Origin of the sequence: Nocardiopsis potens DSM 45234 (assembly GCF_000341105.1) — a bacterium.
Classification (GTDB): Bacteria; Actinomycetota; Actinomycetes; order Streptosporangiales; family Streptosporangiaceae; genus Nocardiopsis_A; species Nocardiopsis_A potens.
In genome coordinates, this window is the sequence record NZ_ANBB01000033.1 from 194,328 (window position 1) to 213,132 (window position 18,805).

At 75.7% G+C, this 18,805-nt stretch carries 17 protein-coding genes; 13 read left to right on the forward strand and 4 right to left on the reverse strand.

All coding sequences use genetic code 11. From position 1 onward, the window contains the following. Positions 1-84 precede the first annotated feature (84 nt). The 3 genes from coaA to D459_RS0112700 all read left to right on the forward strand — a co-directional run bounded on the left by coaA (position 85) and on the right by D459_RS0112700 (position 2,747). Positions 85-1,029 carry a type I pantothenate kinase gene (coaA, locus tag D459_RS0112690; protein WP_017593386.1) on the forward strand — a complete coding sequence of 315 codons (945 nt, stop codon included), beginning with the start codon at positions 85-87 and terminating at the stop codon, positions 1,027-1,029. Positions 1,030-1,183: 154 nt separating this feature from the next. Further along, entirely contained in the window at positions 1,184-1,570 is a 387-nt protein-coding gene (locus tag D459_RS0112695; RefSeq protein ID WP_017593387.1) for a hypothetical protein, read from the forward strand. Between the two features lie 10 nt (positions 1,571-1,580). After that, positions 1,581-2,747, forward strand: a complete 1,167-nt coding sequence (locus D459_RS0112700; RefSeq protein WP_017593388.1) for a glutathionylspermidine synthase family protein — start codon at positions 1,581-1,583, stop codon at positions 2,745-2,747. A gap of 72 nt (positions 2,748-2,819) precedes the next feature. Here the strand turns inward: D459_RS0112700 and D459_RS0112705 are convergent, their stop codons facing one another. After that, on the reverse strand, positions 2,820-3,350 hold the full coding sequence (locus D459_RS0112705; RefSeq protein ID WP_017593389.1) for a DUF4913 domain-containing protein: 531 nt from the start codon (positions 3,348-3,350) through the stop codon (positions 2,820-2,822). A gap of 218 nt (positions 3,351-3,568) precedes the next feature. Between D459_RS0112705 and D459_RS0112710 the strand changes: the two genes are divergently transcribed. Both D459_RS0112710 and D459_RS0112715 read left to right on the forward strand, forming a co-directional pair. Beyond that, positions 3,569-4,198 carry a Uma2 family endonuclease gene (locus D459_RS0112710; protein WP_017593390.1) on the forward strand — a complete coding sequence of 210 codons (630 nt, stop codon included), beginning with the start codon at positions 3,569-3,571 and terminating at the stop codon, positions 4,196-4,198. Positions 4,199-4,202: 4 nt separating this feature from the next. Next, positions 4,203-5,702, forward strand: a complete 1,500-nt coding sequence (locus tag D459_RS0112715) for a bifunctional ADP-dependent NAD(P)H-hydrate dehydratase/NAD(P)H-hydrate epimerase (protein WP_017593391.1) — start codon at positions 4,203-4,205, stop codon at positions 5,700-5,702. Here D459_RS0112715 and D459_RS0112720 read toward each other — a convergent pair. Then, positions 5,641-6,138, reverse strand: a complete 498-nt coding sequence (locus tag D459_RS0112720) for an NUDIX hydrolase (protein WP_017593392.1) — start codon at positions 6,136-6,138, stop codon at positions 5,641-5,643. The two genes, D459_RS0112715 and D459_RS0112720, sit on opposite strands and share 62 nt — an antisense overlap. A gap of 250 nt (positions 6,139-6,388) precedes the next feature. Between D459_RS0112720 and D459_RS0112725 the strand changes: the two genes are divergently transcribed. From D459_RS0112725 to tsaD, 7 genes are all read left to right on the forward strand, one after another. Further along, positions 6,389-7,372 (forward strand): endonuclease/exonuclease/phosphatase family protein, encoded by a 984-nt coding sequence (locus D459_RS0112725; protein WP_020380148.1) that lies wholly within the window; start codon positions 6,389-6,391, stop codon positions 7,370-7,372. Between the two features lie 128 nt (positions 7,373-7,500). Beyond that, on the forward strand, positions 7,501-9,714 hold the full coding sequence (locus D459_RS0112730) for a protease PrsW (protein ID WP_017593394.1): 2,214 nt from the start codon (positions 7,501-7,503) through the stop codon (positions 9,712-9,714). A gap of 51 nt (positions 9,715-9,765) precedes the next feature. Then, a complete protein-coding gene (gene alr, locus D459_RS0112735) occupies positions 9,766-10,893 on the forward strand; it encodes an alanine racemase (protein ID WP_017593395.1) in 1,128 nt (375 codons plus the stop codon). Between the two features lie 149 nt (positions 10,894-11,042). Then, positions 11,043-11,516 (forward strand): tRNA (adenosine(37)-N6)-threonylcarbamoyltransferase complex ATPase subunit type 1 TsaE, encoded by a 474-nt coding sequence (gene tsaE / locus D459_RS0112740; RefSeq protein WP_017593396.1) that lies wholly within the window; start codon positions 11,043-11,045, stop codon positions 11,514-11,516. 11 nt (positions 11,517-11,527) lie between these two features. Continuing rightward, the gene (gene tsaB, locus D459_RS0112745) at positions 11,528-12,214 is read left to right on the forward strand and encodes a tRNA (adenosine(37)-N6)-threonylcarbamoyltransferase complex dimerization subunit type 1 TsaB (protein ID WP_017593397.1); all 687 of its coding nucleotides are present in this window, start codon (positions 11,528-11,530) and stop codon (positions 12,212-12,214) included. A 20-nt stretch (positions 12,215-12,234) separates the two neighbouring features. After that, positions 12,235-12,696 (forward strand): ribosomal protein S18-alanine N-acetyltransferase, encoded by a 462-nt coding sequence (gene rimI, locus D459_RS0112750; RefSeq protein WP_020380149.1) that lies wholly within the window; start codon positions 12,235-12,237, stop codon positions 12,694-12,696. A gap of 181 nt (positions 12,697-12,877) precedes the next feature. Further along, the gene (gene tsaD, locus D459_RS0112760; RefSeq protein ID WP_017593400.1) at positions 12,878-13,918 is read left to right on the forward strand and encodes a tRNA (adenosine(37)-N6)-threonylcarbamoyltransferase complex transferase subunit TsaD; all 1,041 of its coding nucleotides are present in this window, start codon (positions 12,878-12,880) and stop codon (positions 13,916-13,918) included. A gap of 212 nt (positions 13,919-14,130) precedes the next feature. Here tsaD and D459_RS0112765 read toward each other — a convergent pair whose 3' ends face one another. Both D459_RS0112765 and D459_RS0112770 read right to left on the reverse strand, forming a co-directional pair. Then, a complete protein-coding gene (locus tag D459_RS0112765) occupies positions 14,131-16,518 on the reverse strand; it encodes a coiled-coil domain-containing protein (RefSeq protein WP_020380150.1) in 2,388 nt (795 codons plus the stop codon). A 396-nt stretch (positions 16,519-16,914) separates the two neighbouring features. After that, the gene (locus tag D459_RS0112770; RefSeq protein ID WP_017593401.1) at positions 16,915-18,183 is read right to left on the reverse strand and encodes a THUMP-like domain-containing protein; all 1,269 of its coding nucleotides are present in this window, start codon (positions 18,181-18,183) and stop codon (positions 16,915-16,917) included. 191 nt (positions 18,184-18,374) lie between these two features. Between D459_RS0112770 and groES the strand changes: the two genes are divergently transcribed. Further along, positions 18,375-18,686 carry a co-chaperone GroES gene (gene groES / locus D459_RS0112775; RefSeq protein WP_017593402.1) on the forward strand — a complete coding sequence of 104 codons (312 nt, stop codon included), beginning with the start codon at positions 18,375-18,377 and terminating at the stop codon, positions 18,684-18,686. Positions 18,687-18,805 lie beyond the last annotated feature (119 nt).

An 18,805-nucleotide genomic window follows, 5' to 3' on the forward strand; every position in this document is an offset into this window, starting at 1 on the left:
CCACAATCGGCGCGCCGCCGCCGGAGCCCTCCCGGCGGGGGCGGTGCCCGAAGCCCTGTTCACCCTCCCTTAAAGTGGGCAGACGTGTCACAAGCGACGAAGAACGGCTTCTCATCGCCCTACGTTGAACTGGACCGCCCGGCCTGGGCGGCCCTGCGCGACGCGACCCCCCTCTCCCTGACCGAAGCCGAGCTCGACGTGCTGCGGGGCATCGCGGACCCCACGTCGCTGGAGGACGTCCGCGACATCTACCTGCCGCTGTCCCGGCTGCTCAACCTGTACGTGAAGGCGACCCGGCAGCGGCACGGCGCGGTCCGCGCCTTCCTCGGCGAGGACGACCGCCCGGCCCCGTTCGTGATCGGCGTCGCCGGCAGCGTCGCCGTCGGCAAGTCCACCACCGCCCGGCTGCTGCGCACCCTGCTCGCCCAGTGGCCGGACCACCCCGACGTCGAACTGGTCAGCACCGACAACTTCCTCTACCCCAACCGGGTGCTGCAGGAGCGCGGCATCATGAACCGGAAGGGGTTCCCGGAGAGCTACGACCGGCGCGCGCTGGTCCGGTTCGTCTCGGAGATGAAGGCCGGGGCGGCGCAGATGGACATCCCCATCTACTCCCACCTCGCCTACGACATCCTCCAGGGCAGCGTGCAGACCGTGCACCGGCCGGACATCCTCATCGTCGAGGGCATCAACGTGCTCCAGCCGCCGCTCGCCGGGCACCTGGCCGTCTCCGACTTCTTCGACTTCTCCATCTACGTCGACGCCAAGGTGGAGCACGTCCGCCGCTGGTACCTGGACCGGTTCCTGGAGCTGCGCCGCACCGCCTTCTCCGACCCGCGCTCCTACTTCCACGCGATGGCCACCACGGTGGAGGAGGAGCGGGCCAAGGAGTTCGCGATGAACACCTGGCGCAGCATCAACGAGGTCAACCTGGTGGAGAACATCCAGCCCACCCGGGCCCGCGCCACCCTGGTGCTGCACAAGGGCGAGGACCACCGGGTGCGCCGGGTGCGGCTGCGGAAGACCTGACCGCCCTCAACGCCTCCGGTCCGCCCGGGGTTCCCCGGCGCGCGGCCGGATCCGGCCGCGCCGCCCGCGGAGCGGAACGGCTCCGGGCCGGGCCGCGTCCCACTCCGAGACGAGAACCGCCGCCGCGCAGGCGGTACAGGAGGACGGAGGGGCCATGGCATCGGAGTTCAAGGTGGCCGGAAGAAAGAGCTCGAGGACGGTGGTGGCCGGGGCCATCGGGGCGCTGTCCCTGGTGGTGGCGGCCGGATGCAGCAGTCCGGACACGGTGACCGCGCGCTGCGTGGACAAGGACCGGCTCAACGACGGCTCCTACCGGGTGGTCGACGAGGACCGCTGCGACGACGACTCCTCCTCTTCCTCCTCCTCGCACTACGGCTCGGGCGGGGGCGGCTACTTCTACTACTACGGCGGCAGCGCCAGCGGGTCGCGGGTGAGCGGCGGCACCACCAGCCGCCCCTCGGGCTCCAAGATCGTCACCGAGCGGGGCAACGTCATCCAGCGCGGCGGCATGGGCGGCCGCGGCGGCAGCGGCGGAAGCTGAGGGGGCGGCGTTGATCAGGAGCAGCGGGAACCCGGTCCGGCCCGGCTGGCCGGACATCGTCGAGAGCCAGGGCCTCGGCTTCCACGTCTCGGTCCACCCCGAGCACCTCACCCGGCCCTACTGGGACGAGTCGGTGCACTACGAGTTCACCATGGCCGAGGTGCTGGCCCTGGAGGGGACCGTCGAGGAACTGCACCGGATGTGCCTGGCCGCGGTGGAGCACGTGGTGGCCGAGGAGCGCTACGCCGACTTCGGCGTGCCGGAGTGGGCGGCCCCCTTCATCCGCGACTCGTGGAAGCGCGCCGACCCCTACCTCTACGGCCGCTTCGACCTGCACTACGACGGCAGCGGGCCGGCGCGGATGCTGGAGTACAACGCGGACACCCCCACCTGCCTGGTGGAGGCCGCGGTCGCGCAGTGGCACTGGATGCAGGACGTCCACCCCGGCCTGGACCAGTGGAACTCGGTGCACGAGCGGCTGGTCGACCGGTGGGCCGAGATCGGCCCGCGGCTGGGCGGCGGGCTGGTCCACTTCGCCTGGACCAACGAGGACGAGACCGGCGAAGAGGCGCTGACCACCGCCTACATCCAGGAGACCGCGGCCCAGGCGGGCCTGCCGGTGCGCGAGGTCGCACTGGAGGACGTCGGCTGGGACCAGGGCCGCCAGGCCTTCGTCGACCTGCAGGAGACGCCGGTGGCCGCGGCGTTCAAGCTGTACCCGTGGGAGTGGCTGGTCAAGGACCGGTTCGGCCCGCTGGTGCTGCAGAACCTCGACCGCGTCCCCTGGGTCGAGCCGATCTGGAAGATGCTGCTGTCCAACAAGGCGCTGCTGGCGGTGCTCTGGGAGCTCTACCCCGGGCACCCCAACCTGCTCCCCGCCTACCTCGGCGCCCCCGGGCCGCTCGACTCCTACATCGCCAAGCCGCTGCTGGGCCGGGAGGGCGCCAGCATGAGCATCGTCACCCCCCGCGGCGAACTGGAGCGGCGCCCCGGCGGGTACGGCGCGGAGGGCTACGTCTACCAGGAGTTCCTGGAGCTGCCGGACTTCGACGGGCAGCGCCCGGTGCTGGGCACCTGGGTGGTCGGCGACGGCTCGGCCGGCCTGGGCATCCGGGAGACGTCCAACCTGATCACCGACGACACCTCCTCGTTCGTGCCGCACGTGATCCGCGGCTGACCCCGAGCGCGGCGGCCCGCGATCCCGGCGCCCCGCTCCGCACCGCCTCCGGGCGGGGCCGGGGCGCCGGGATCAGCGCGTCAGCGGGCGGTCCGCGGCGGGCTCGGGGCGGCGGCGCTCGATGTGCCCGGCCCCGCCGAGGCAGCGGGCGAACGGCCCCTGCCCGGAGCGGAGCCGGTCCAGCGCCGGGTCCAGGTGGTCGCGGTGCCACCGGGCCGGCCCGGACGCCCCGGCCGAGGCGGTGTCGGAGAGCTCGGTGTAGGAGAGCCGCAGCGCGTGCAGCCGGCCGACCGCCTCGTGGTGCTCCCACCACACCGGGCACCAGTCGGCGTCCTCGCCGACGTAGACCGGCACCAGGAAGTCGTCCACCCACTTCACCAGGGCGGCCAGTTCGGCCTTGTAGTCCTCGCGGGACATGTTGAAGATGAACGGGGGCGGGGCGTCGCCCGGTTCCTCCTCTTCCGCGGGGGCCGCGGCGAACTCGGTCAGCTGCGTCTGCAGCCTGATCACGTCCGCCCCGAGCTTGTGCATGGCGTTCTGCAGGTGCGCCACCCGCTTGGTGAGGGCGTCGTCCGACGCGAGGCGCTCGTCAATCGAGGTCATGCCGTAGGTCCTGTGCTGATCGTCCCGTGATGCTCTGCGTTGCGGGGGATTCATCGCCGTTCGAGCCAGTAAACCAGTGGCGCCCGCGCGGCGGTGCACCGGCGGCGTGTCCGGGCCGGGAGGCCCACCGGGTGCGAGAATGCAGGAAACCCCGTCACAGGAGGGCAGGGATGGCTACTCTCGGCGACGATCGCGATTCGACTGCTGGAGGCGATGACATGAGTGCTCCCCCTGCGACCGAGGAGCGTCCGGCGACGGGGGAGCACCCCCCGGCGGAGATCTCCGCGGAGAACTGGCCGATCCCTCCCGAGAGGGGTTGGACCTCGGACGACCTCGACCGGATCGCGGACCTTCCCCCGCACACCGAGCTCATCGACGGGAGCCTGGTCCTGGTGAGTCCGCAGATGTACTTCCACATGGTGATGCTCCGCCTCCTGGAGCGCACGCTGGAGGCGGCGAGTCCCGAGCACCTGAAGGTGTGCCGGGAGATGACCGTGACCTTGGGGCCGAAGAACCGTCCCGAGCCGGACACCATGGTGATCAGAGCGGACGCCGTCACCGAGATGGACCAGACTTCGTTCCCGCCGGAGGCCGTGGTGCTGGCGGTGGAGATCGTCTCGCCCGACTCCGAGGAGCGGGACCGGGTCCGCAAACCGCAGCTCTACGCCGAGGCCGGGATCAAGCACTTCTGGCGGGTGGAGAAGGAGGACGGCGCCGCCGTCGTCTACGTCTACGAACTCGACCCCGCCACCAAGGCCTACGTGGCCAACGGCGTCCACCGGGAGCGGCTCAAGCTGCCCGTCCCCTTCGACATCGACATCGACCTGACCGAGATCGACAGGATGTGAGCCCATGCGCCGCGCGCACACCGTGGAGGCGGTCCGAGCCGCCGAGGCCGAGCTGATGGCCCGGCTGCCCGAAGGGGCGCTGATGCAGCGCGCCGCGGCCGGGCTGGCGGTGGTGGGCGCGCGGATGCTCGGCCGGGCCTACGGCGCCCGGGTGGTGCTGCTGGTCGGCGGGGGCGACAACGGGGGCGACGCGCTGTACGCGGGGGCGCGGCTGGCCCGGCGCGGGGCCGCGGTGCGGGCGGTCGCGGCCGGGTCCCGGATCCACCCCGGCGGGCTGGCGGCGCTGCGGGCCGCCGGCGGGCGGACGCTGGCCCCCGGCGAGGCGGCGGCCGCCGAGATCGCCGCCGCCGACCTCATCGTGGACGGGCTGGTCGGCATCGGCGGCCGGGGCGGGCTGCGCGAACCGCACGCCGGCCTGGCCGCGCTGGCCACCGCCGCGCCCGGCCCGGTGCTCGCGGTCGACCTGCCCAGCGGGATCGACGCGGACACCGGCGAGGCGGCCGGCGCCGCGGTCACCGCCGACGCCACGGTCTGCTTCGGCACCGGCAAGCCCGGCCTCTTCGTCGACCCCGGCGCGGAGCGCGCGGGCGCGGTGCACCTGGTCGACATCGGCTTGGGGCCGGAGCTGCCCGCGCCCCGGCTGGAGTGCCTGCAGAGCGCGGACGTCGCCGCGCTGCTGCCGCACCCGGCCCGGGAGTCGGACAAGTACCGGCGCGGCGTGCTCGGCATCGCCGCCGGGTCCGACGCCTACCCCGGCGCGGCGGTGCTGGCCGTCGGCGGCGCGCTCCGCACCGGGGTGGGCATGGTCCGCTACGCCGGGCCGAGCGGGGTCTGCTCCCGGGTGCTCGACCGCTGGCCGGAGGCGGTGGTCTCGGCCTCCGACCCGGGGCTGCGGGTGGCGGCGTGGGCGGTCGGCCCCGGCCGGGGCACCGGCGAGCAGTCCCGCGAGGAGCTGGAGGAGGTCCTGGAGACCGGCCTCCCGGTGCTGGTCGACGCGGACGCGATCACCCTGCTCGCCGAGGACCCGCGCGCCCTCCAGGAGCGCTCGGCGCCCACCCTGCTCACCCCGCACGCCGGGGAGCTGGCCCGGCTGCTGCCCGGCACCGACAGGGCCGCCGTCGAGGAGCGCCGCCTGGAGCACGTCGAGCGCGCCGCCGAGGAGTACGGCTGCACCGTGCTGCTGAAGGGCTCCACCACCGTGGTCGCCCACCCCGGCCGCCCGGCCGCGGCCAACCTGACCGGGACCCCGCTGCTGGCCGCGGCGGGCAGCGGCGACGTGCTCTCCGGGATGGCCGGGGCGCTGCTCGCCTCCGGGCTGCGGCCGCGCGAGGCGGCGCTGGTCGCCGCGCACCTGCACGGGCTGGCGGCGCGGCTGGCCCGGGGCGGCGCCCCGGTCTCCGCCGGCGATCTGGTGGAGGCGGTGCCGCGGGCGGTGGCCCTGGTCAGCGCGCCCGCGGACGGTTCCGGGCCGCCTGCAGGCCGAGCCGGACGATATCGGCGATGAAGTACTCGCCCGGGTCGCGGTGGTCGCGGAGCAGGTCCAGCCGGTCCTCCCCGACCCAGGCGAACTCGGTGTGCTTGCCCGGCTCCAGCCGGGGCGCGGACAGGTCGCCCTCCACCCGGACCAGGTAGTCCACCTCGTGCCGGGGCACCCCGTCGCCGGGCGTCCACACCAGGCGGAACAGCTCCGCCTCGATCGCGGTCAGCCGCCAGCCGGTCTCCTCTTCGACCTCCCGGGCCAGCGCCTCGGGCACCGACTCGCCCTCCTCGACGTGCCCGCCGACCACGTCCCAGCAGTGCGGGAAGACCTTCCGGTCGGGGGAGCGGCGCTGGGCGAAGGCGCGGCCCCGGTCGTCCACCACGACCGCGCCGACCACCCAGCACCGGCCGTCGCCGGTGTCGGGCAGGGCGATGTCCTCGGCGATCTCGATTCCGGTCATCGGTCTCCTTCCGTTCCCGCCTCTCGATGATCTTGACGTTGCGGCCCTATCAGGGCGCCCCGATAGGGCCGCAACGTCAAGATCACCGTCCTGGGCGGGGTTCCGGCACGGCCCCTTCCGGACTGGGCCTTCCCCGGGGCTGCTCCCGACCGTACCGTGCTGACCAGGAGCATGTTTCGGACCGCCGAACGCGGTTACCTTCAACCCGCGCGCATGCGGCTGGACGGCGGTACAGGGGGAGTTGAGCACCGTGGGGGACCGCGCCGCGGGCCCGAGGGCCCGCCGGCGGCGCTGGGCGGCCTGGGCCGCCCTCGCCCTGGCACTGCCCTGGGCCCTGTGGGCGGCCGTCCGCTGCTTCGGGCTGGAGGCGGGCTTCCCGCTGATCCCGCTGATGAGCTACACCCCCTACGCGGCCGGGACCGCGGTGCTGCCGGTGGTGGTGGCGGTGCTGCTGCGCGAGCGGTGGGCCGGGCTGCTCGCGGCCGCCGCCGCGGTCGCCCTCGCCGCCTGCGTACTGCCGCGGATCGTCGGCGCCGCCGCCCCGGAAGGGGACGGCCCGCGGCTCCGGGTGCTCAGCGTCAACTCGGCGTTCGGCCAGGCCGACGCGGACGCGGTGGCCGCCCTGGTCCGCCGGTACGACGTGGACGTGCTCGGGGTGCAGGAGGCCACCCCGCAGGGCGTCGACGCGCTGATCCGGTCCGGGCTGCGCACCGCCGCGCCCAACCTGCTCTCCTACGCCGCCCCCGGGCCGGTCGGCGGCGCCCTGTTCTCCGCCCACCCGCTGAAGCGGGTCGAGGACGACCGGGTCAGCGGCCGGTTCTTCGCGATGCCCTGGGCCGCGCTGGAGGTGCCCGGTGCCGCCCCGGTGGAGGTCGCCGTGCCGCACCCGGTGCCGCCGGTCTCCGCGGACGCGATCGCGGACTGGCGGGCCTCGCTGGCCGAGGTGCCGCCGGCCGACCCGGGCGGCCCGGCGCGGATCCTCGCCGGGGACTTCAACGCCACCCTGGACCACGCCGAACTGCGGTCGCTGCTGTCCACCGGGTACGTGGACGCCGCCGCCGAGGTCGGCGCCGGACTGGAGGCGACCTGGCCGGCCGGCGGCGGGCTGCCCGGGGTGGCCATCGACCACGTGCTGGCCGACCGGCGGATCGGGGTGCGCGAGGTGACCGTGCACGAGGTGCCCGGAACCGACCACCGGGCGGTCCTCGCCGAACTGGTGCTCCCCGAGGCATGAATCCGGAAATCCGGTACCGGAAGGGCGCTCGCCCATTCTTTCCGGGCAATGGACGCGATAGCGTAAGCCATTCCTCGGGCGTGACCGCCGCGGCGCCGTGAACCCCCGGAAAGCGCACAAGGGAGCCTATGGACGTCCAGCCCATGCTCACACGCGATCTCGTGCTGCGCGTGTGCGCCAACTCCACCGAGTTCGACGAAGGGTGGACGGCGGCCGAGAGCAAGGCCGTGGTCCCCTTCCTCGCACCCCGCGACACCGCGCTGATCGACGCGGTGGTGGCCGCGGCCGCGGACGTCGGGGTGAACCGACTGCTGATCTGCCGCACCCGGGCCGAATTCGCCTATGAACCGGTGACCGACGCGCCGGCGAACACCGCCGGGATCGTCGACGTCATCCGCGGCTGGGGCGATGAGCCGACCGATGTGCTGATCGTGGTCGAGGACCTTTCCGCGGCGGTGATCATCACCGCCGAAGAACTCACCGTCGCCGCCGGACCCGACGATTTCGTCCGCGCCTTCGCCGGCGCCGACATCCCCGAGGCGCGCGCGGAATTCGGCGAGCAGGCGCGCCTCGGCCGCGACCCCGAGCTGCTCCGCGCGGCGCAGCGCTACGGCTGCCTGGAGATCGGCGGGCGGCACGCGCGCGGCAGCCGCGGCCCCGGGCCGGACCTCGCCGAGCGGCTGGCCGAGCGGGCGCACGCCCTCCGGGAGGGCTCCCCCGGGGCGGTCCGGGCGCTGCGCGCGGCGCGCGGCGCGGCCGGCTGGCTGGCGGTGGCCGTGCTGGCCGCCGCCGCGGTGGCCCTCCCCGGCGTGGGCGCGGTGGTCCCGGTCGCGCTGGGCATGCTCTGGCTGCTGATCCAGCTCGCGCTGCCGGCCCGCTCGCGCACCGTCGGCTTCGCCACCCTGCTCCGGGTGGCGGCGCTCGGCGCGATCGCGGTCTGGCCGGTCGCCTTCGCCGAGCAGACCGTCCTCGGCCTGCTCGGCCCCGGCGCCCCGGACTGGACCGGCCCCACCTACGTCGCGGTGCCGCTGGAGGAGGCGGGCAAGCTCGCCCCGCTGCTGCTGGTCTGGCTGTTCGCGCGGCGCCGGGTGAAGCGGATGTCCGCCGCCGACCACCTGCTGCTCGGCGCCGCCGCCGGGGCCGGGTTCCACCTGGCCGAGCGCGGGCTGCTCGCCGCGGCCTCCGGCGCGGTGCCCGGCACGACCCACTACGGCCTGTTCACCCTGCTGCCCGGCTGGTCCGCGGTCCCGGCGACCGGCACGGTCTTCGCCGGGCACGCCGTCACCACCGCGCTGATCGCCGGGGCGTTCGGCGTGGTCGCGGTGGGCCGCCGGCACCACGGGCTCTGGGTGTGGGCGCTGCCGCCGCTCGCGGTGGCCGTCGCCGCCGTCGACCACATGCACTACAACGCCGACCTGGCCGACGTGGACCTGGCCCCGGCCACCGCGTTCTTCGCCGCGCTCACCGGGAACGGGTCGCTCACCCGCTGGCTGCTGCTCCTGCTGCTGGCCGGCGCGGTGCTGATGGACCACCGGCTGGCCCGGCTCACCGCGGAGACCACCCCGCCGCTGCCCGGCGCCGAACCGCTGGCCGGGCTGCGCCGGGCGGCGCTCGGCCGCGCGGTGCGCGCCCGGGTCCGGGTCCCCGGCGACATCGCCCCGGTCTTCCGCCGCGCCGCCCTGGCCTGGATCCGCCTCCCGGTCACCCTGGCCTGCGGGCTGTCCGCGATGGTGCACGAGCTCGCGGTGCAGGTCGCCGCGGCCCGGCGCGGCCCGGCGGCGCTCTTCGCCGCCTGGCGGCTGCTGCGCTGGCGCCGCGCGCACGCGATGGGGGCGGTGCGCGCGAACGGCCGGCCGTGGCGGCGCCACCCGGCGCGGGAGCGGCTGGAGGCCACCCGGCTGCTGCTGGAACCGGCCCGGCCGGGGACGGTGGCGGGCGCGGTGGGCACCGCCGCCGCGCTGGTCGCCGCGGCCCCGCTCGCCGACCCCGGCCGGCTCCCCGGCCTGCCGGGCGAGCCCGGCTACGCGCTGGCCGCGCTGCAGACCGGCATGGCCTGGTTCGGCGGGCTCCCGGCCGGCTCCCAGGCGTGGGCGGCGGCGGCCGGCGCCGCCCTGCTCGTCCTGGCCACCACCGGATGGTCGGTGCCCTGGTCGCCGCCGGACGTCCGCGCGCTGCTCCGCCGCCCCGGCGCGGAGGCGGTGGTGCTGCTCGGCGCGGCCGCCCCGGGGCAGCTGGGCTACGGCGCGCTGGCGCTGATCGGGACGGTGCTGCCCGCGTCGGCCGGGCGGGTGCTCAAGCCGTCCCCCGCCGGCCGGGTGCGGAGCCCGTCGGGCGCCGCGTGACCTCGGCGACAACCGCACTCACCGGCCCCGGGCGCGTGCCAGACTGAAGCCATGCCACCGACATTCGCCGAGGCCCGCGTCGATCTGGGCGCGATCGCCGAGAACATCGCGCTGCTCGCGGAGCGGGCCCCGGGCGCGGAGACCATGGCCGTGGTCAAGGCCGACGGGTACGGCCACGGCGCGGTCCCCGCGGCCCGCGCCATGCTCGCCGGCGGGGCCGCCTGGCTGGGCACCGCCTTCATCGAGGAGGCGCTGGAGCTGCGCGCGGCCGGGATCACCGCGCCCGCGGTCTCCTGGATCCTGCCGCCCGGCGCACCGCTGGCCGCGGCGGTCTCCGCCGACATCGACCTCGGGGTGAGCGACCCGGAGGTGCTCCGGCGGGTGGCCGAGGCGGCCCGGGAGGCCGGCCGCCCGGCGTCGGTGCACCTCAAGGCCGACACCGGGCTGAACCGGGGCGGCGTCACCCGGGCCGACTGGCCGGAGACCGTCGCCGCCGCCGCGGCGGCCGAGGCGGGCGGGGAGATCCGGGTCACCGGCGTCTTCTCCCACTTCGCCTGCGCGGACGAGCCGGGCCACCCGTCGATCCGGGCCCAGCTCGCCTGCTACGCCGAGGCGCTGGAGGTCGCGGAGAAGGCCGGGCTGCGCCCGCGGGTGCGGCACCTGGCCAACTCCGCGGCCACGCTCACCCTCCCGGAGAGCCACTACGACCTGGTCCGGCCCGGCCTGGCGAGCTACGGGCTGAGCCCGATCCCCGGCCTGAAGGTCCCCGGGCTGCGCCCGGCGATGACGCTGCGCTCCCGGATCGCGCTGGTCAAGCGGGTTCCGGCGGGAGAGGGCGTCTCCTACGGGCACCGGTACCGGACCGAGAAGGACACCCGGCTGGCCCTGGTCCCGCTGGGCTACGGCGACGGGGTGCCGCGCGCCGCCACCAACCGGGGCCCGGTGCTGGCGGCCGGCCGGATCCGCACCGTCTCCGGCACCGTCTGCATGGACCAGTTCATGGTGGACGTCGGCGAGGACCCGGTCGAGGCCGGGGAGTACGCGGTGCTGTTCGGCGGCGCGGAGGGCGAGCCGAGCGCCGAGGACTGGGCCGAGGTGCTGGACACCATCCCCTACGAGATCGTGACCCGGATCGGCGCCCGGGTGCCGCGGGTCTACACCGGCCCCGGCGCCCCCTGACCCCTCCTCCGGTGATCTCGGCGTTGCGGGGGCCTCAGAGCGCTCTGATACCCCAGCGACGCCGAGATCACCGCGCTGACCTCGGACGGTCCGGACTCCGACTACCCTGGGGCACGTCCCTCCTGGACCCTGCCCGATCTGAGAAGGCGATGACCGACACAGTGCGAACCACCACGGTGCGCGCCGAGGCCGCCACCGACGGGGCGATGCGCGCCCTCGGGGCCCGCCTCGCCGCACTGCTCGCCCCCGGCGACCTGCTCATCCTGTCCGGGCCGCTGGGCGCGGGGAAGACCACCCTCACCCAGGGGATCGCCGAAGGACTCAAGGTGCGCGGCCCGATCACCTCGCCGACCTTCGTGATCTCCCGGATCCACCCCCCGCTGGGCGACGGCCCGGCGCTGGTGCACGTGGACGCCTACCGGCTCGGCGACGCCGCCGAGCTGGACGACATCGACCTGGACGCGACCCTCGCCGACTCGGTCACCGTCGTGGAGTGGGGCGAGGGCCTGGCCGAGGAGCTCTCCGAGGAGCGCCTCGAGATCACCCTGGAGCGGCGCCCCGACGACACCCGCGCGCTGCTCTTCACCGGATTCGGCCCCCGCTGGGCCGACCTGCGGCTGTAGGCTGGACGACCGTGCTTCTCCTGGCTTTCGACACCGCGACCCCGGCCGTGACCGCCGCGGTCTGCACCGCCCCCGACGCGGGGGCCCCCGATTCCGTCGCCGTCGCCGCGAGCACCGCCTCGGTGGACGCCCGGCGCCACGGCGAACTGCTCGCCCCCGGCATCGCCGACGTCGTCGAGCGGGCCGGAGCGGCCCTCTCCGACCTCACCCACATCGCGGTGGGCATCGGCCCCGGCCCCTACACCGGCCTGCGGGTGGGCCTGACCACCGGGCTCTCCCTGGCCGACGCGCTGGGCATCGAGTGCGTGGGCGTGGCCACCCTGGACGCGCTGGCCTTCGCCTCCGGGCGGACCGGCCCGTTCATCGCGGCCACCGACGCCCGCCGCAAGGAGGTGTTCTGGGCCCGCTACGCCGACGCCCGGACCCGGGTCGGCGACATCGCGGTGGACCGCCCGGCCGAGCTGGACACCGGCGGCCTGCCGGTGATCGGCCACGGCGCCGCGCTCTACGGGGAGGTGCTCGGCGCCGACGAGGAGTCGGCCGCCCCGCTGCACCCCACCGCCGCCGCCCTCGGCGAGCTCGCCGCCCGCCGGCTGCTGGCCGGCGAGGAGCTCCCCGCGCCCCGGCCGATGTACCTGCGCCGCCCGGACGCGGTGGAGCCCGGCGCCCCGAAGAAGGTGCGGCAGTGGAAGGCGTGAGACCCGCCCGGATCCGCCCGATGGCCGAGGACGACGTCGCCCCGGTGATGGAGCTGGAGCGGGCGCTGTTCCCCAAGGACGCCTGGAGCGAGCAGATGCTCCGCTCCGAACTGGCCGAGCCGACCCGCCGGTACTACGTCGCGGTCGAGCCCGACGCCCCGGAGACCGTCATCGGCTACGCCGGGCTCCGCTCCGTCCCGCCCGAGGGCGACGTGCAGACCATCGCGGTGCGCACCGACGCCCAGGGCCGCGGCATCGGCGCCGCGCTGCTCACCCGGCTGCTCGGCGAGGCCCTGGACCGCGGCGCCACCGAGGTGTTCCTGGAGGTCCGCTCGGACAACCCGCGCGCCCGGGAGCTGTACCGCCGGTTCGGCTTCGAGGAGATCGGGGTGCGCCGCCGGTACTACCGGGACGCCGACGCGATCGTGATGCGCCGCTCCGCCACCGTGGCCGAGCGCGCGGGGGAGGAGCGGTTCCGGTGACCGCCGCCCCCGCCCGGACCACCGGGCGCCGCGCCCCGCGCGGCGGCGCCCCCGCCTCCCGGCCGGCCGCCCGCGCGGCGGCGCCGGAGGCCCGCCCACCGCTCCCCGGCGGCCGGGCCGGCACGACCCCCGCCCCGGCGGGGACGGCCGGCGCCGCCGGGCCCCTTTCCGGAGGAACACGATGAGCCGTACCGACCTCCCCCTGATCATGGGCATCGAGACCTCGTGCGACGAGACCGGCGTCGGCCTGGTCCGCGGCTGCGAGCTGCTCGGCGAGGACGTGGCGTCCAGTGTGGCCGAGCACGCCCGGTTCGGCGGCGTCGTCCCGGAGGTCGCCAGCCGGGCGCACCTGGAGGCGATGGTCCCCACGGTGCGCCGCGCGCTGGACGCCGCCGGGGTGAAGGCCTCCGACGTGGACGCGATCGCGGTCACCGCCGGCCCCGGCCTGGCCGGCGCGCTGCTGGTGGGCGTCTCCGCGGCCAAGGCCTACGCGATGGCGCTGGGCGTCCCGCTCTACGGGGTCAACCACCTGGTCGGGCACGTCGCGGTGGACCAGCTGGAGCACGGCCCGCTGCCCAAGCCCGCGGTCGCGCTGCTGGTCTCCGGCGGCCACACCTCGCTGCTGCTCGTCAACGACCTGGCCACCGACGTGCGGTCGCTGGGCGACACGGTGGACGACGCCGCCGGCGAGGCCTACGACAAGGTCGCCCGGCTGCTGGACCTGCCCTACCCGGGCGGCCCGCCGATCGACCGGGCCGCGCGCGAGGGCGACCCGAAGGCGATCCGCTTCCCGCGCGGCAAGTGGGGGGACGGCACCTTCGACTTCTCCTTCTCCGGGCTGAAGACGGCGGTGGCCCGCTGGGTCGAGAACGCCGGCCGCGCGGGGGAGGCGATCCCGGTCGCCGACATCGCCGCGGGCTTCCAGGAGTCGGTGGTGGACGTGCTCACCCGCAAGGCGGTGGACGCCTGCCGCGAGCACGGCGTCGAGCACCTGGTGATCAGCGGCGGCGTGGCGGCCAACTCCCGGCTGCGCGCGCTGGCCGAGGAGCGCTGCGCCGCGGCCGGCATCACCCTGCGGGTGCCCCGGCCCAAGCTGTGCACCGACAACGGCGCGATGATCGCGGCCCTCGGCGCCGAGGTGGTCGCCGCCGGCCTCCCGCCGTCCCGGCTGGACCTGGCCACCGACACCTCCCTCCCGGTGAGCGTCCCGCTGGCCCCGTAGCACGCCGGAAGTCCTCGGGGCGGGCCCGGCCGGTGGAGGAGCGGTCCGCGCCCCCCCCTGCGGCTCGGCGAGTACGGCGCGGTCCCCGTGTGCGGTGCCCGTGGTTCCCCGGCCCGCGCCGGCGGCGGGCCGGGGCCCGGCACGGCGAGGGCCGCCCCCGAGGGAGGGGGCGGCCCTTCGTTCCGGTGCCGGCGGTGTGCGGGGACTACCGACTACTCGTCGTCCTCGTCGTCGTCGCGGCGGCGCTTCTTCTTGCCGTCCCGGTTCGGCCGGAGCAGCGCCTCGGCCAGGGCGAGCATCGTCTCCTCCAGCGAGGCGAGGCGCTTGGTGATGTCGTCGTGGGAGGTCTCCACCGCCTCGGTGAGCGCCTCCTCCAGCTCGTGCCGGTCCGGGCGGCTCTGGATCTCCTTGGCGATCTCCTTGGTGCGCGGGTCCATCTCGGCCAGCGGCTTGAGCGCCCCGCCGAGCCGCTCCTCCAGCGCCTCCAGCCTGCCGCCGTGGTCCTCGACGACCGGGCGCTCGACCAGCTCGGTGAGGCGCCGGTGCAGCTCGGCGACCTCCAGCGAGGCGGGCAGCTGGGCGAGGCGCTGGTTGACCGCCTCCAGCCGGTCGTCCACCGCCTCCAGGCGGCCGTCGACCCCGTCGAGCTGGCCGTCGACGCCGTCCAGCTGGCCGTGCACGCCCTCGAACTTGCCCTCGACGCCGGTGAGCCGGCCGTCCAGGCCGTCCAGGCGGCCGGTGAGGCCGTCGAAGCCGCCGTCGAAGTGGCCCTCGAAGCCGTCGAAGCGGTCGCTGAGCCGGCCCAGGCCGTGCTCGAACCGGCCGGTGACGGCGGTCAGGTGCGCCTCGATGCGCTCCTCCACCGACGCGCGGTGCTCCTCGTAGAGCGCGCCCAGCGCGGTGTGCCGGGCCTCGCCCTTCTCCTCCAGCTCGGCGACGGCCTTCTCCAGGGCGGTGCGCAGGGCGGCCAGGTCCGCGGCGGCCGCGGCCCGGTCCTCGTCGGCGGCGGAGCGCAGCGCGGCGGCGGTCTCCTCCAGCCGGGCGGCGAGGTCCTCGCGCTGCCGGTCGTCCCGCTCGCGCAGCTCGGAGCGGCTCAGTTCGAGCTGCTCGTGCAGTTCGGCGAGGCGGTCGCGCAGGTGCCCGCGGAGGTCGCCCAGGCGGGTCTCGGTGTCCCCGGAGAGCTTGGCGACGGCGGCGGTGGCGTCGGCGACCGCGGCGGCGGCCTCGGCGTGGTTCTCGTCGGCCTGGGTGGTCAGCCGGGTCAGCGCGCGGCCGAGCTCGGCGACGAGGGCCTCGCGGTCCTCGGCGGCCCGCGCCGCGGCCGCGGCGTGCCGCTCCTCCTCGGCGGTGCCCAGCGCGGCCAGCGCCTCCTGCTGCTCGCGCAGGGTCTCGGCCAGCGAGCCGCGGCCGTCGGCGACGGCCTGCTCCAGGGCGGCCCGGCCCTCGGCGACCGCGGCGCTGAGCGCGGCGTGCCGCTCCTCTTCCGCGGTGCCGAGGCCGGCGATGGCCTCCTGCTGCTCGCGCCGCTGCTCGCCGAGGGCCTCGGCCAGGGCGGTGCGGCCGTCGGCGACGGCCTGCTCCAGCGCGGCCCGGTCCTCGGCGGCGGCGCCGGTGAGGGCGGTGTGCCGCTCCTCTTCGGCGGCGGCCAGCGCGGCCAGCGCCTCCTGCTGCTCCTGCAGGGTTCCGGTGAGTGCGGTGTGCCGCTCCTCCTCGGCGGTGCCGAGGCCGGCGATGGCCTCCTGCTGCTCGCGCCGCTGCTCGCCGAGGGCCTCGGCCAGGGCGGTGCGGCCGTCGGCGACGGCCTGCTCCAGCGCGGCCCGGCCGTCGGTGACGGTGCCGGTGAGGGCGGTGTGCCGCTCCTCTTCGGCGGCGGCCAGCGCGGCCAGCGCCTCCTGCTGCTCGCGGAGGGTCTCGGCGAGCGCGGTGCGGCCGTCGGCGACGGCCTGCTCCAGGGCGGCCCGGCCCTCGGTGACGGCGGTGCTGAGCGCCTCGTGCCGCTCGGCGTCGACCGCGGAGGCCTCGCCGTCCCGGCGCTCCAGCGCCTCGGTCAGCCCGGCCAGCGTCTCCTGGACGGCGGACTCCAGGGTGTCCAGGCGGGCGCCGAGGGCCTCGAAGCGCTCCTCGGAGGAGGTGGAGAGGCGCTCCAGGTGGCCGGCGACGCCCTCCAGGCGGGAGTGGGTGCGGGTGCCGGCCTCGGTGAGCGCCCGGATCCGGTCCAGGGCGGTGGTCACGTGGTCGGAGACGCCGCGGACGTCGGAGCGGAGCGCGGGGATCTCGGAGAGCGGCTTGACCCGCTGGCCGACCATCTCGATGTGCTCGGCGAGGGTCTCGGCCCACTCCGGGGCCCGCGAGGTGAGGTCGTCGACGCGGCCCTGCACCGCGGCGACCGACTCGGAGAGCGCGGTGAACTCGCGCTCGCGCATCTCGCGCAGGAGCCACTCCATGCCCTCCAGGCGCTGGCGCATCTCCTCGGTCACTGCGCCCTGGGATTTCTGCTCGGAGACCTGCTCCTGGGCGGCTCTGGAGAGCAGGTCGCGCATGCGGTCGGAGATCCCGGTCTGACCTCCTCCGTTGAGGAAGTCGTTAGCGGTCTTGTCCACCGAGGTGCTCCTTATGCTCGGGCGCCCCCGCGCGGACGGGTGCGCGGGGGATTCGGAGGGAAGTCGGAAAATCCGGCGGCAGGTGCGGGAGGGCTGTGCCGGCGTCGGAGGCCCATGAGCCCCTCACGGTCCGACAGGGGGTGTGCGCGTCGAGTGAGGGTAGTGGATAGGGGAGGGCCCCGGTTCGTCCGGCGCCGCGGGACGGCAGCCCCGATGTCGCCGCAGGGCGAATCCGCGGAAAGGGAGCGGTATTCAGCGGGGCCAGTTTAACGACAAGATCAACGGCGACTTCGGGCGAGTCCGGAAGATCGCTTTCCGGTAACGGGCCCCGCGCGGCCGAAGCCCGTTCGGAAAACGCGCCGGCGGCCCTCCCCGGGAAAACCGGCGAAATGTTCTTTATGTTCTTTGGGCGGCGCTGACCTCGGAACACAGTAGGCAGAACGGGCGATCGCCGATCCGGGTGAGTACCACGACCACCGATTCCGGGCCCGAGGGGCGCAGATCGCGGCGGAGCCGTTCGACGTCGACGGCCGAGCCGCGTTTCTTAATCGTTACCGTCCCGGCCCTCCGCGCGCGCACCGCGGCGCGCAGCCGCTTGAGCGAGAACGGCATCGCCTCGTGCACCTCGTAGGCGGAGCAGAACGGGGTGTCCACCAGCCGGTCGGAGGCGATGTAGGCGATCCGGGGGTCCAGCAGCACCCCGTCGAGCGGCTCGGCCGCCTCGGCGACCAGGTGCGACCGGACCACGGCGCCGTCCGGCTCGTAGAGGTAGCGCCGGACCCCGCCGACCGGGGCGGTCCGCTCCTCGGCCCCGCCGTCCAGCACCGCCGGCGGCCCCGCGGAGCCGGAGCGGAGCAGCACGGCCCGGCGCGGCGGCCCGCCGGCCAGCGCCCCGAACCACAGCGCCGCCTCCTTCACCTCGCCGTCCACCGACACCCACTCGGCGCGGGCGCCGCCGATCCGCTCGTGCGGGATGCCCGGCGCGGCCTTCACGCAGGCGGCCGGGGCGGCCCGGGCCAGCTCCTCGACCACCCCCCAGGGCGGGGAGTAGGCGTCCGGGTCGAACACCCGGCCGCGCGCGCCGCGCCGGGCCGGGTCGCAGAAGACCGCGCCGTACCGGCCGGGCGGGACCGAGTCCGGTCCGGTGGTGCCGGTCTCCGCCCGGGCCCGGCCGGACAGCCCCAGCGCCCCGATGTTGGCCGCGGCGACCGCGGCGGTGAGCGGGTCGGCGTCCACCGCGTGCACCCGCAGGCCGGCCTCGGCCAGGGCCAGGGTGTCGGCGCCGATGCCGCAGCAGAGGTCGGCGACCTCGGTGCCGGCCGGCAGCGCGGCGGCGAACTCCGCGGCCCGGTACCGGGCCGCCTCGATGCGGGTCGCCTGCTCCAGCCCGTCCGGGGTGAAGAACATCCGGTCGGCGCGCCCGCCGAACTTGGCCCGGGCCCGGGCGCGCAGCCGGGCCTGGGAGAGCGCGGCGGCGGCCGCGTCGGCGGGCGGGGCCCCCAGCCCGCCGGGCTCGGCCGCGGCGATCTCCTCGGCGGCGGCGCGGGCCCGGGTCGCCGCGGCGAGCGGATCGCCCTCCGGCAGTGCGCAGACCCGCTCCAGCAGCCTTGCGCCGGCCGGTGTGAGCAGGCTCGAAAAGGCCGTGACCGGTTCGCTTTCCGGCAAGTCTTCCCCCTGTGACCTGTTGTTTGACGCACCCGGAGAGCCGGGCTAGTGTTCGGTACTGGCACTCTCGAAGGTAGAGTGCTAACCGCGACGAGGCCGGTCTGGCACCCGCGACGGCAGGCCGCCGTGGTCGCCCCTTTTGACAAGAATGCCGTTCTGCATCATCGAACCTGAAGGGGGAGGTCACAACCGTGTCGACCGCCACCAAGACCGTCCTGAAGCCGCTTGAGGACCGCGTCGTCGTCAAGACGCTCGAGGCCGAGCAGACCACCGCCTCCGGCCTGGTCATCCCGGACACCGCCAAGGAGAAGCCGCAGGAGGGCGAGGTCCTGGCCGTGGGCCCGGGCCGCTGGGACGAGGACGGCGAGAAGCGCATCCCGCTGGATGTCAAGGTCGGCGACGTCGTTCTGTACAGCAAGTACGGCGGCACCGAGGTCAAGTACGACAACGAGGAGTACCTCGTGCTCTCCGCCCGCGACCTGCTCGCGGTCGTCGAGAAGTAGGACTCCCGTCCTGTCCGTCACCCCGTGACACCGCCCCGGCCGGCTCGATGCCGGCCGGGGCGTTCCTCTTCACCGGCCGACCGCCGGTCACGTACTTGCACTGATTGGGGAGACCCGAA